Here is a 12,422-nt window from a genome sequence, read left to right on the forward strand (position 1 = left end):
TGGCGAGGGGCGGGAGTTTAGAATGACCAATCCCTTCGATCTTTCCGGCAAGGTTGCCGTGGTGACCGGCGCCAATACCGGCATCGGCCAGGGCATCGCGCTGGCACTCGCCGCCGCCGGTGCGGACATCGCCGCCGTGGGCCGAACGCCGGCGCAGGAGACGGTCGAGAAGGTCCGTGCACTGGGCCGCAAGGCCGAGATCATTTCCGCCGATCTCGCGACCATCGAGCCTGTGGACAGAGTTGTGGACGAAGCTGTGGATAAGTTGGGTAGGCTCGACATCCTGGTCAACAATGCCGGCATCATCCGCCGCAACGACAGCCTCGACTTCACCGAAGAGGATTGGGACGCGGTGGTCGACACCAACCTCAAGTCGGTGTTCTTCCTCTGCCAGGCCGCCGGCCGCCACATGGTGAAGCAGGGCCGTGGCAAGATCATCAACATCGCCTCGATGCTGACCTTCCAGGGCGGCATCCGCGTGCCGAGCTACACCGCCTCCAAGTCGGGCATTGGCGGGCTCACCAAGCTGCTCGCGAACGAATGGGCGGCCAAGGGCATCAACGTCAACGCGATCGCGCCCGGTTACATCGCCACCAACAACACGGCGGCACTGCAGGCCGACGAGAACCGCAACCGCTCGATCATGGAGCGCATCCCGGCGGGCCGCTGGGGCGATCCGGCGGACATGGGTGGCGCGGCGGTGTTCCTCGCCTCCTCGGCTTCGGACTATGTCCAGGGCCATATCCTCGCAGTCGATGGCGGGTGGCTGGCACGATGACCGCACTTCTTCTGTCCCCCTTCCGCTTGCGGGAGGGGCTAGGGGAGGGGCCGTCACGCTCCAACCCACGTCGATCCCTCCCCCGACCCCTCCCGCAAGCGGGAGGGGAGGAATGACCATCGCCTTTTTCGGTGAGCTGATGCTGCGGCTCTCGCCCCCGGGGCGCGAACTGCTGCTGCAGACGCCGAAGCTCGAAGTGAATGTCGGCGGGGCCGAGGCGAATGTCGCCACCGGCCTGGCATGCCTGGGCCACAAGGTCCGCATGATCTCCGCGGTGTCGGACAATCCGCTGGGCGGCGCGGTGATCGGCGAGCTGCGCCGGCGCGGCGTCGATACCTCGACGGTGGTTTCCGAGGCTGGCCGGCTCGGCCTGTATTTCCTGACGCCCGGCGCGGGGCTGCGCGCCTCCGAAGTCGTCTATGACCGGGCCTGGTCGGTATTCGCCCAGCGTCCGGCCGATAGCTGGGACTGGGACGCGCTGCTCGAAGGCGCCACGCGGCTGCATCTGTCGGGCATCACGCCTGCACTCGGCCACAACACTGCCGCTGCTGCCATCACGGCGGCCGAGGCGGCGGGCGCGCGCGGCATCCCGGTCTCGTTCGACGGCAATTACCGCGCGAAGCTGTGGGAAAGCTGGGACAGCGATCCCAAGGCCGTGCTGACCCAGCTGATCGGCCATGCCGACCTGCTGTTCGGCAACCACCGCGACATCTCACTGCTGTTGGGGCGCGAATTCTCGGGCGACGGCGCCGATCGCCGGCGCGAGGCGGCGGAGGCGGCGTTCGCGGCGTTCCCGAAGCTCCAGACGATCGCCAACACCGCGCGCCACGTCGAGGATGCCGACAGCCACCGCATCTCGGCGCGGGTCGATACGCGTGCCGGCGGCTACCAGACCGACGAAGTTCTTATCGCCGGCATCGTGGATCGTATCGGGGCGGGCGATGCCTTCGCCGCGGGCGTGCTCCATGGTCTGATCGAGAGCAAGGGCGACGCGAAGGCCGCGGCCCATGCCGGCCTGGCGCTGACCGCGTTAAAACATTCGCTACCAGGGGATGCGAGCCTGTTCACGCGCGCCGATCTGGCAGCATTCGACGAAGGCGGGCTCGACGTCCGTCGATGACGAACCGGAGGCGAAATGTCGCCCCGGACAGGGTGGGGATGTCCGATGGGAGAGACCTTCGCAATTGAAGCCGAGCCGGGACTGGACGGGCGCGATGTCGCGCAGCTGCGCCAGGCCTACGCGATAGACAGCGCACTGGAGGCCGAACTGGCCGAGGCGTGGCGGTTCATCGAACCGCATATCGGGGGCGTGGCACGCGAGCTGCTGGAGCGGCGCGCCGGGCATGCGGTGCCCGATGCGCTGGTCGAGAGCCGAGTGGACTATGCCCGGCTGAAGCTCTCGCACCCGATAGATCAGCTCTGGATCGACCGGATCGTGACGGAAGCCGATCGCATCGCCGAGGATGGGATGGAATTCTCCACCGTCGCCGCCTCGATGCTGGTCGCGCAGATGCACATCCATGCGCTGTTCTTCGAGCTTTCGCAGGATCCCGCCCAGCTCGAGCGGCTGACCCGCGCCACCCAGCGGCTCGCGGTGATCGAGTTCGAAGTCATCGCCAGCCGCCTGCGCCAGATCGCGCGGCTGCGTGCCCAGGCGATCCGTCGGCAGGAGCTGAGCGAAGTCCGCGCCGAACTCAACGTGTCGATCGCCAGCACGGTGATGGCGAGCCGCGAGATCGCCCAGTTCACCGAGCATACCGCCGCGGACCTGCTCGGCCTGCGGAAACCCGCCGCTGAGGTCGCCTCGGCGGCGGACCAGGCGGCGGTGGCGATGGGCGAGTCCGCGCGCAACGCCGCCGGGCTGATCTCCGCCTATGAACGGGCGCGCGAAGACGCCCAGGCCGCCGCGGAAGTGGCCGGCAATGCCGATGCGATCGCCAACAAGGGTGCGGAGAGCGCCGAGAGCCTCTCTGCCAACACCGCGCGGATCGAGGGCGTGGTCACGCTGATCTCCAACATCGCCTACCAGACCAAGCTGCTCGCGCTGAACGCCAGCATCGAAGCGGCGCGGGCGGGCGAGAGCGGGCGCGGCTTCGCGATCGTCGCGCAGGAAGTGCGCAGCCTGGCCGACCAGGCCGCGGCGGCGACCGGCGGCGTCACCCAGACGATCCGTGAGGCACAGGCCGCGAGCGAGGCGATGGCCGGGACCAACCGCGCGATCCTCGCGATCGTCACCGAGCTGCTGGCGCGGGTGCGGGCTGTGTCGGGCGAGATGGAAAAGCAGATGGCGACCGTATCTGGCATCCTCGCCTCGATCGACGAGACTGCGGTCTCCTCGCGCGAGATCGCGGTGCTGATCGCGACGATCAGCGACCGGATCGGCGGACTGGCCAGCGAAGCCGAGGAAGCGGGACGCCAGGCAGTGCTGACCCGCGAGGCGCTGCACCGGATCGAGGAAGCGGCGGGACATATCATGACGGGGGCGAGCCAATGAGTGGCGTATCGAGGCGTGCGGTTCTGGCGGGTGGGGCAGCGTTGACGATGCTGCCACGACCAGGCTTCGCGCAGAGCATGCGCGGAATGCTGGTGCGATGCCCGGCAGGGGAGTTCAGTCCCGGCGCTTTCGACGAGGCGCAGAAGGTCTGGTCTTTCAAGGGCATCCGCTACGGCGTGGCCGAGCGCTTCCGTGCGCCAAGACCCGCGCCGCGGGTGACCGGCTTCCGCGCGGACAAGTTCGGGCCGATCTGCCCGCAAGGGAAGGGCGACCAGCCCGCGTCCGAGGATTGCCTGTTCCTCAACATCTGGGCGCCGGAAGACGCCACCCCGCGGGCGACGAAGCCGGTAATGCTCTACATCCATGGCGGCGCATATTCGAATGGCAGCGTCACCGTGCCGCTCAACGATGGCGCGAAGCTGGCGGCTGCCGAGGATGTGGTGGTGGTGACGGTCAACCACCGGCTGAACGCGCTCGGCTATCTCTATCTCGCCCGGCTCGATCCGCGCTTTGCCGACAGCGGCAATCTGGGACAGCTCGACCTGATCCTCGCGCTGCAATGGGTGCGGGACAATATCGCGGCGTTCGGCGGCGATCCGAAGCGGGTCTTCGTGTTCGGCCAGTCGGGCGGCGGCGCCAAGATCGCGACGCTGATGGGCATGCCGGCCGCGAAGGGCCTGTTCCATTCAGCCGCGACGATGAGCGGGCAGCAGGTGACCGCATCGGGGCCGCTCAACGCCACGAAGCGGACTCAGGCCTATCTGGCTAAGCTGGGCGTGAAGGAGGACAATCTCCAGCCGCTGCTGGACATGCCGGTGGAGAAGCTGGTCGATGCGCTGGACGCGACCGACCCGATCCTGGGCGGTGGCGTCTATTTCGGGCCGGTGCTCGACATGAAGTGGCTGACCCGGCACCCGTTCTGGCCCGATGCCAACCCGCAGTCGCTCGCGATCCCGATGATCCTGGGCAATACCCATGACGAGACACGCGCCTTCATCGACCCGGCTTCGGCGAAGGTGAAGGGGCTGACCTGGGACAATGTCGCCGCGCGCATGGCGCCGGAATTGCGCATGGACCTGCTGCCCGAATGGGTGGTCGGCCAGTATCGCGCGCATTTCCCCAGCGATACGCCCGAGCAGCTCTTCTACCGCGCGACCACCGCCGGGCGAAGCTGGCCGGGGCAGTGGCTGGAAGCGGATGCACGGGCGGCTGCCGGGGCGAAATCCACCTGGGTCTATCAGGTCGATTTCCAGTCGCCGACCAAGCCCGAGCGCGGCGCGCCGCACACGATGGACATCGCGCTTGCCTTCGGCACGCTCGACGCACCGGGGAGCTTCACCGGCACCGGCCCGGCGGCGCAGAAGCTGAGCCGGCAGGTGATGGGCGCCTTCGCCTCGCTGGCGCGTACCGGACGGCCGGCGGCCCCCGGGCTGGCCTGGGCGCCCTATACGCTGCCGAACCGCGCGACGATGGTGTTCGATGCGGACAGCCGGGTGGTGAACGATCCGCGCAAATGGGAACGCGAGCTGTGGGGCAGGGTGCCGTACATCCAGCCGGGAAGCTGAGCTTCACGCCTCGGTGCGCGCGCGCCACCAATTGGCATAGGGCGTGTTGACGATGCGCCGGCGATTATAGTCGGGGGCGCCGTCGCTCCACCAGGGCGGGCCGCGTTCGCCTAGCCCGACCTTGGCCGCCTGCACCGCATCGCGTGCCTTTCGCAGCGCGACGGGGTCGCCACGCGCCGCATGCACGCCACGCCGGGCCGTCATCAGCGCATCGACCAGCGCCTGGCGTTGTTCCTCGGGTAACGCCGGATTACTGGCGCGCCAGAGCGTTTCCTCGACGATGATGTAGCGGCCATCAGGGGTGTGCAGCGGTTGCGCCATCGCGGCACAACGCGCAGGGCAGGCGTCCGTTCTCCAATGATACCGGTTACCTAACTGCTGGGACCGGTTCCGGTGATTGGCTGAGCGGGATGGCTCCTTGGGACATCTGGCGTTGTCCTTTGGGACAAGCTACCTTCGCCGCATGGAGAGAACCGGAAAGCCCACGATCAACGACGTCGCCCGCATTGCCGGCGTGTCGAAGAAAACCGTCAGCCGCGTGATCAACCGATCGCCGCTGCTCAACGGCGACACCCGCGCCAAGGTGGAGAAGGTGATCGCCGAGCTGGGCTATGTGCCCAATGTCCAGGCGCGCGCGCTGGCGCTGCGCCGCAACTTCCTGATCGGCCTGATCCACGACAATCCCAACGCCCAGATGGTGATGAACGTCCAGGCCGGCATGCTCGAGGCGATGCGCGACACCGAGTTCGAGCTGATCGTCCGCCCGATCGACCGCGGCAGCTCGACGATGCTCGAGGACATCCGCAACTTCCTCGAGCGCCAGCGGCTCTACGGGGTGATGTTCCTGCCGCCGGTCTCGGAGAACGAGATGGTCGCGGAACTCTGCCGCGAGCTGGGCATCCGCTATGTCCGCATGGGTTCCGCGACGCTGGATTCCAACGAGCACATGGTCGCCTCGAACGATAGCGAAGTGGTGACCGAGGCCGTCAACCACCTGATTTCGCTCGGACATCGCCGCATCGGGCTGATCGCCGGGCCGCACGGCTTCCGCTCGGCGCGCGAGCGGCGGAAAGGCTTTGAGAACGCGCTGGAAGAGGCGGGGATCAAGCTGCCGCGCAGCCTGATCGCAGACGGCAACTACACGTTCGAGACCGGACTCGCCGCGGCCGACCGGTTGCTCGACCTGTCGCCCAGGCCCACCGCGATCTTCTGCTCGAACGACGAGATGGCCGCCGCCACGCTCCACGCAGCGCGTCGCCGGGGCATGAGCGTGCCCGAGGACCTGTCGATCATCGGCTTCGACGATACCGCCATCGCCTCGCACATCTGGCCGCCGATGACGACGGTGCACTGGCCGATCATCTCGATGGCGCGCTCGGCCGCGCTCAAGCTGCTGGCGGACTATTTCGGGGATGACGGCAATGCAGTGGAGGAGCCTTCGCTCTTCCCCTCCACGCTGATCCACCGCGCCTCCGTCGCCCCGCCGCGCGACGCGTAGGGCGCCCGCCAGGAGGCGATGCACGGCCATATTGCCCCGATGTTGCCGAAATGCCGCAATCGTCCTTTTGTGACACGGCCGTTAATGACACCGGTTGACATAAATGCGTTCCCGCGTGATTTAGAGGGTGAACAAGCGTGACTGAGACGCTTGCGCCCAAACGAACATGAAGATTCGCATGTGGGGCGTGGGAGGGGGCAAGTCGCGACATGGCTGGATCTTGCGGAGCGGCTCAGGTCGTTCTCCGCGTTGCTGTGTCGCACCCTGATTCCGGGCTCCAATGGGCGCATCGACCAGTGCTTGTCGATGAAAAGACTTTGGGGAGGAATCGATGCTTTCTACCGCTGATACTCTGGCTGTGCGCCGTTCGGCGCTGCGCGGCACCACGGCGCTGGGCGCGCTCGGCATCGCGCTGCTGATGGCCGCGCCGGCCTGGGCGCAGACCGCCGATGCGAATGCTCCTGCTACGGCCACCGCGCAGGAAGCACCGCAGGAGACGCCGCCGGCCGAGGGTGAATCGATCGTTGTCACCGGTTTCCGTGCTTCGTTGGCCAACTCGGTCAACATCAAGAAGAACTCGAACCAGATCGTCGACGCGATCACCGCCGAGGACATTGCCGACTTCCCGGACGCCAATCTGGCGGAATCGATCCAGCGCCTGCCGGGCGTGTCGATCGACCGCGACAATGGCGAGGGCCGCACGATCACCGTGCGCGGCCTGGGCGGCGACTTCCAGTCGGTGCGCCTGAACGGCGCCGATGCGCAGAACATCGCGGGCGGCAACCAGTCCGACGCCGGCGCGAACCGCTCGCGCGGCTTCGACTTCAACACCTTCGCCTCGGAATTGTTCGGCGGAATCAAGGTGACCAAGTCGACCGCGGCGGAGAATGACGAAGGCTCGCTGGGCGCGATCATCGACCTGACCACCGGCCGCCCGCTTTCCTATAAGAAGAACCGCTTCGCGGTGGGCGCCGAGGCCGAATATCGCGAGAACGGCAAGAGCTGGAACCCGCGCTTCACCGGCCTGGCTTCGGTGCATGTGACCGATAATTTCGGTATCCTGGTCTCGGGCGCCTACCAGAAGCAGGAGCAGCAGATCGACTCCTACCGCCGCAACATCGGCGTGTTCGAATATGCCTATCGCAACTCCCAGATTCTCGGCGTTACGCCGAATGTCTTCGGCTTTGCCCGCCCGAGCAACCAGGGCACCGGCGCGACCTTCGGCTCGGATCCGGCAGCCTATGCGGCGATCACGCCGACCACGATCATTCCCGGCCTGCCCTCGATCGGCCGCCAGTTCCTGGATTACGAGCGGATCGGCGCCACCGCGACCATGCAGTGGAAGCCGAGCGCCGGCACCGAGATCGTGCTCGACGGCGTTTTCTCGCGCTATGACCAGAACAGCGACAGCACCGGCATCACGCCGATCGGCCTGAACCGCAACGGCACCAATGCCCGCGTCCTCGGCGTGGGTACCGCCGGACTGCGCGCCATCGGCACCGCCAATGGCTATGCCGACCGCGTCGCGCTCTATGCCAATTGCGTGCCCAGCGCGACGATCGACTGCAATGGCGAACAGGCGGGCAACGGCGTGGGCCAGACCCCGATCGCCGGCTATTTCAACAGCCTCAACCCGAACAACCTCAATCCGTATGACTATTACAACAATCCGGCCTCGCCCGGCTATGTCGCCACGGCGAACCAGACCGGCTATTACAATGAACTGCTGGGCCGCACGAACACCAAGATTCGCGCCGCGCACGTCAACAGCGCCGGCCAGGCCGATTACATGGTGCTCGACGATGTCGACTGGCGCAGCTTCTCCGACACGCAGTTCGGCCGGACCGACTTCAAGCAGGTGACGCTGAACGTGCACCAGGAGTTCGCGCCGAACTTCTATGCCGATGCCACGGGCGGCTGGTCCAAGTCCGAGTTCCGTTCCTATGGCACGCTCACCGAATTCAACGCGATCGACCAGGATAATTATGTCTTCGACGATCGCGGTGGCGGCAAGATGCCGGTGTTCAGCCCCGGCTTCGACGTGGCGAACCCCAGCAGCTGGACGCTGGTGAAGGGCCTGTCGACGATCCGCTATTTCACCAACACCGTGGACAATGAGTTCAAGGTGGCACGCGTCAACTTCACCTTCGACGCGCTGCCCGAGATGTCGATCAAGTTCGGCGGCACCGCGAAGGAATTCGCCTATGTCGGCGACCAGGGCCGTCGCACCCAGTCGATCGAGGCGATCAACCCGACTCTGGCGGAATCGCACCTGAACATCACCGATCTCGGCCGGACCATCAGCTTCGGCCAGGGCCTGAACGTCTCTGCGGGAACGCCGACCAGCTACTATGCGCCGGATACCCAGAAGTTCATCAACCAGTTCGGCATCAACTGCAATTGCGTGAACAAATGGGGTGACTTCCGTGCCTCGGTCGATGGCCGCCAGAAGGGTGGCGTGACCGAGCAGGACGTGTCGGGCTATTTCCAGGTCGATTACAACATGAACCTGCTCGGCCGCCCGTTCCGCGGCAATGCCGGCCTGCGCGTGGCCAACACCCGCGTGTTCGGTTCGGGCAATGTCGGCGGTGCCGATGGCGTCGCCGGCCTCGCGGTGACCGCCAAGAACGAATATTGGGACTGGCTGCCCTCGATGAACGCGAACTGGGAGGTTGCCGACAACCTGCTCGTCCGCTTCGCCGCTTCGAAGGTGATGTCGCGTCCGCAGCTGGCCAGCCTGACGCCGGGCACCACTGCGTTCAGCTCCAGCCTCGCCACCAGCGGCGCGGCGCCGTCGCTGACCGTGGGCAACCCGTATTTGAACCCGTTCCGCGCGACCAACCTCGACCTGAGCGTCGAGAAGTATTTCGCGCATAACGGCCTGATCGCGGTGAACCTGTTCAAGAAGAACATCGACAGCTTCCCGCAGCAGGTCGCGCTCGAGGCACCGCTTTCGGCGGCGTTCGAGCCGGCAGTCTATCAGCAGGTGCTGGGCCTGATCACCAACGCTGCACTGAACGCCTACACCGTGGCCGGCGGCACCTGGGCGATCCGCCAGTTCCAGGATGCGCCAGGCGGCAACATCAAGGGCGTCGAAGTCAATCTGCAGAGCGACTTCTTCTTCCTGCCCGGCTTCCTGAAGCATTTCGGCGTGATCGCGAACTACACCCACATCGATTCAAGCCTGAGCTATCTGACGGGCACGGTGCTCAACACCACCACGACGACGTCGGGCACGGCGGTGAACACCTATGCCGAGGGGCCGTTCCTCAACACCTCGCCGGACGCGTTCAATGCGACGCTCTATTACGAGGACAGCAAGTTCTCGGCGCGTGTCTCGGGATCGTGGCGTGCGCGCTACGTGAACCGCTTCCCGCTGGCGAGTGGCACCTGTTCGGTGGGCACCACCACCGTGGCGGGCGGCCCGTGCAACTCGCCGGTGTTCGCGGACTTCGGCTATAACGAGGAGCAGCTGAACATCGACTTCGCGATGTCCTATGCCCTCACCAAGTTCGCCAAGCTCTCGCTCGAGGGCCGCAACATGACCAACTCGCCGCAGTACCGCACCATGTATGCGGCGAACCCGGTGAGCCAGACCTATGCCAGCACCGGCCGTATCATCACCGCCGGCCTGCGCATGAACTTCTGATCCTTTCGGGGGAGGGATGGGGCGGTGCCACGCGGCACCGCTCCCTTCCTGAACCCCAATATGCGTTTCCTTGGACTGGCCGGCGTCACGCCTCCGTGCGCCGGCCGTTTTGTGTCCGGGTTCCGTGCGGCTTTACGCCTTCTTTATGCCCGGCCCGATCTTCCCCGTGGAACCTTAACGCGCACCCGCCCCACATCGCCGTCGTGACGATGTGAAGGAGTTTCCCCGATGCGGGTGTTCCTGCGCCGCCTGGAGACGGGCGGATGCGGCTGGAGAATTGAGCTCGGCTTCCGGCTCGGCGGCGTGCTGCTGCTGGGCGCATGCGCGCTCGCGCTGTGGGCGCTGAGCCTCTCGGTCAACCGGCCTTCCCCCCATCCCGTCGCCCCCGCCGAATTCGGCGAGGCCATGTTTTCCGTCGCCGCCTGGGCGCTCGGCTGGGCGCTGCTCGCCGAAGGCCCGAGCCTGTTCCGGCTTTGCGAGGTGCCAGCGCGGCACGCCCGCTTCGACGACGCCACCAGGAGAAGACCATCATGAACGACCTGATCTGGCTGGGGGTGCTCGCGGGACTGTTCCTGCTCACGCTCGCCTGTGTCCGCCTGTGCGACCAGGCCTGAGGAGACCATCCATGCCGCTGCCTCTCATCCTCGCCGGGCTCACTGCGCTCGGCCTGCTCCTTTACCTCGTGGCCGTGCTCGTCCGGCCCGAGCGCTTCTGATCGGATAACGCCATGACCGTCCAAGGCTGGATGCTGATCCTTGCTTTCGTCCTGATCCTCGTCGCGCTGGCCAAGCCGGTGGGGACGTGGCTGTTCGCCATTTACGAGGGGCGGCGCACGCCGCTCCATGCCGTGCTCGGCCCAGTCGAGCGCGGCTTCTACAAGCTTGCCGGCGTCGATCCGAACGCCGAGCAGGGCTGGCGCCGCTATGCGCTGCACATGCTGGCCTTCCAGCTCGCCACTTTGCTGTTCACCTATCTGGTGCTGCGCTTCCAGGACGTGCTGCCGATGAACCCGCGCGGGCTCGCCGGCCTTTCGCCGGATGGCGCGATGAACACGGCGATCAGCTTCACCACCAATACCAACTGGCAATGGTATTCGGGCGAGGCGGCGCTCTCCAACCTCAGCCAGATGCTGGGACTGACGATCCATAACTTCCTGTCGGCGGCGACAGGCATCGCCATCGCCTTCGCGCTGTTCCGCGGGTTCGCGCGGAAACAGGCTTCGGGCATCGGCAATTTCTGGGCCGACATGACGCGGGTGACGCTCTATGTCCTGCTGCCGATCTGTGTCGTCTACGCGCTCTATCTGATCGCAAGCGGGGTGCCGCAGACCTTCACGGCGCTGGTCGATGCGACCACGCTGGAGGGCGCCAAGCAGTCGATCGCGCTGGGCCCGGTCGCTTCGCAGGAAGCGATCAAGATGCTCGGCACCAATGGCGGGGGCTTCTTCAACGCCAATTCGGCGCATCCGTTCGAGAATCCGAGCGCGCTGACCAACTTCATCCAGATGCTCTCGATCTTCGTCCTCGGCGTCGGCCTGACCTACACCTTCGGCAAGGCCGTGGGGAACACGCGCCAGGGCTGGGCGATCCTCGCGGCGATGCTCACGCTGTTCCTGATCGGCGCGGGCGTGACCTATTGGCAGGAAGCCGCGGGCAACCCGGTGCTGCATCATCTGGGGGTGGCCGGCGCAAACATCGAAGGCAAGGAAGTCCGCTTCGGCGTGGCCGCCAGCGCGCTCTTCGCCACCGTGACCACCGCGGCCTCGTGCGGCGCGGTCAATGCGATGCATGACAGCTTCACTGCGATCGGCGGACTGGTCCCTCTGTTCAACATGGAACTGGGCGAAGTCGTGGTCGGCGGCGTCGGGGCAGGCATCTACGGCTTCCTGCTGTTCGCCATCCTCGCGGTGTTCGTCGCCGGGCTGATGGTGGGGCGCACCCCCGAATATGTCGGCAAGAAGATCGAGAGCCGCGAAGTGAAGCTCGCGGTGTTGGCGATCGCAGTGCTGCCGCTGATGATCCTGGGGGGCACGGCGCTCGCCGCAGTGTTGCCGGCGGGCCTTGCGGGGCCGCTCAACAAGGGGCCGCACGGCTTCACCGAGATCCTCTACGCCTTCACCTCCGCCACGGCCAATAACGGCTCGGCCTTCGCGGGCCTCACCGCGGGCACGCCCTTCTACAACGGGCTGCTCGGGGTCGCGATGTGGGTGGGACGCTTCTTCATCATCGTGCCCGTGCTCGCCATCGCCGGCAGCCTGGCCGCCAAGCGGCACCACCCCGAAAGCGCGGGCTCGTTCCCGACCACCGGGCTGCTGTGGATCGGCCTGCTCGTCGGCATCATCCTGGTGCTGGGCGGACTCACCTTCCTCCCCAGCCTCGCGCTCGGTCCCATCGCCGATCATCTCGCGATGATCCACGGCCAGCTCTTCTGAGGTCCAA

At 66.4% G+C, this 12,422-nt stretch carries 10 protein-coding genes; 9 read left to right on the forward strand and 1 reads right to left on the reverse strand.

The window, feature by feature from the left end:
• Positions 1–22 precede the first annotated feature (22 nt).
• The 4 genes from kduD (at position 23) to AC1RPL_RS13325 (ending at position 4,837) form a co-directional block, all read left to right on the forward strand.
• On the forward strand, positions 23–778 hold the full coding sequence (gene kduD, locus AC1RPL_RS13310) for a 2-dehydro-3-deoxy-D-gluconate 5-dehydrogenase KduD (RefSeq protein ID WP_493069767.1): 756 nt from the start codon (positions 23–25) through the stop codon (positions 776–778).
• 112 nt (positions 779–890) lie between these two features.
• Positions 891–1,898 (forward strand): PfkB family carbohydrate kinase, encoded by a 1,008-nt coding sequence (locus AC1RPL_RS13315; protein ID WP_493069768.1) that lies wholly within the window; start codon positions 891–893, stop codon positions 1,896–1,898.
• A gap of 45 nt (positions 1,899–1,943) precedes the next feature.
• Positions 1,944–3,272 (forward strand): methyl-accepting chemotaxis protein, encoded by a 1,329-nt coding sequence (locus tag AC1RPL_RS13320; RefSeq protein ID WP_493069769.1) that lies wholly within the window; start codon positions 1,944–1,946, stop codon positions 3,270–3,272.
• Positions 3,269–4,837, forward strand: a complete 1,569-nt coding sequence (locus AC1RPL_RS13325) for a carboxylesterase/lipase family protein (RefSeq protein WP_493069770.1) — start codon at positions 3,269–3,271, stop codon at positions 4,835–4,837. The genes AC1RPL_RS13320 and AC1RPL_RS13325 overlap by 4 nt, the downstream gene beginning before the upstream one ends.
• Positions 4,838–4,840: 3 nt before the next feature.
• On the opposite strand, the gene AC1RPL_RS13330 is transcribed toward AC1RPL_RS13325, so the two are convergent.
• Complete coding sequence (locus tag AC1RPL_RS13330) at positions 4,841–5,158, reverse strand: hypothetical protein (RefSeq protein WP_493069771.1); 318 nt, start codon at positions 5,156–5,158, stop codon at positions 4,841–4,843.
• Positions 5,159–5,300: 142 nt separating this feature from the next.
• Between AC1RPL_RS13330 and AC1RPL_RS13335 the strand changes: the two genes are divergently transcribed.
• The 5 genes from AC1RPL_RS13335 (at position 5,301) to kdpA (ending at position 12,415) form a co-directional block, all read left to right on the forward strand.
• Positions 5,301–6,335, forward strand: coding sequence for a LacI family DNA-binding transcriptional regulator (locus AC1RPL_RS13335; RefSeq protein ID WP_493069772.1), 1,035 nt, complete (start codon positions 5,301–5,303; stop codon positions 6,333–6,335).
• A 331-nt stretch (positions 6,336–6,666) separates the two neighbouring features.
• Complete coding sequence (locus tag AC1RPL_RS13340) at positions 6,667–9,984, forward strand: TonB-dependent receptor domain-containing protein (RefSeq protein ID WP_493069773.1); 3,318 nt, start codon at positions 6,667–6,669, stop codon at positions 9,982–9,984.
• Positions 9,985–10,212: 228 nt separating this feature from the next.
• Positions 10,213–10,518 carry a hypothetical protein gene (locus AC1RPL_RS13345; protein WP_493069774.1) on the forward strand — a complete coding sequence of 102 codons (306 nt, stop codon included), beginning with the start codon at positions 10,213–10,215 and terminating at the stop codon, positions 10,516–10,518.
• Positions 10,519–10,609: 91 nt separating this feature from the next.
• A complete protein-coding gene (locus tag AC1RPL_RS13350; protein ID WP_183994309.1) occupies positions 10,610–10,699 on the forward strand; it encodes a potassium-transporting ATPase subunit F in 90 nt (29 codons plus the stop codon).
• Between the two features lie 12 nt (positions 10,700–10,711).
• On the forward strand, positions 10,712–12,415 hold the full coding sequence (gene kdpA / locus AC1RPL_RS13355) for a potassium-transporting ATPase subunit KdpA (RefSeq protein ID WP_493069775.1): 1,704 nt from the start codon (positions 10,712–10,714) through the stop codon (positions 12,413–12,415).
• Positions 12,416–12,422: the final 7 nt, after the last annotated feature.

Source organism: Sphingomonas sp. GW821-FHT12D09 (genome assembly GCF_058807215.1).

Coding starts and splice junctions, on each gene's coding strand:
- AC1RPL_RS13340 (WP_493069773.1), top strand. CDS start 6,667: ATGCTTTCTACCGCTGATACTCTGGCTGTGCGCCGTTCGGCGCTGCGC.
- AC1RPL_RS13350 (WP_183994309.1), top strand. CDS start 10,610: ATGCCGCTGCCTCTCATCCTCGCCGGGCTCACTGCGCTCGGCCTGCTC.
- AC1RPL_RS13320 (WP_493069769.1), top strand. CDS start 1,944: ATGGGAGAGACCTTCGCAATTGAAGCCGAGCCGGGACTGGACGGGCGC.
- AC1RPL_RS13330 (WP_493069771.1), bottom strand. CDS start 5,158: ATGGCGCAACCGCTGCACACCCCTGATGGCCGCTACATCATCGTCGAG.
- AC1RPL_RS13325 (WP_493069770.1), top strand. CDS start 3,269: ATGAGTGGCGTATCGAGGCGTGCGGTTCTGGCGGGTGGGGCAGCGTTG.
- AC1RPL_RS13345 (WP_493069774.1), top strand. CDS start 10,213: ATGCGGGTGTTCCTGCGCCGCCTGGAGACGGGCGGATGCGGCTGGAGA.
- AC1RPL_RS13315 (WP_493069768.1), top strand. CDS start 891: ATGACCATCGCCTTTTTCGGTGAGCTGATGCTGCGGCTCTCGCCCCCG.
- kduD (WP_493069767.1), top strand. CDS start 23: ATGACCAATCCCTTCGATCTTTCCGGCAAGGTTGCCGTGGTGACCGGC.
- kdpA (WP_493069775.1), top strand. CDS start 10,712: ATGACCGTCCAAGGCTGGATGCTGATCCTTGCTTTCGTCCTGATCCTC.
- AC1RPL_RS13335 (WP_493069772.1), top strand. CDS start 5,301: ATGGAGAGAACCGGAAAGCCCACGATCAACGACGTCGCCCGCATTGCC.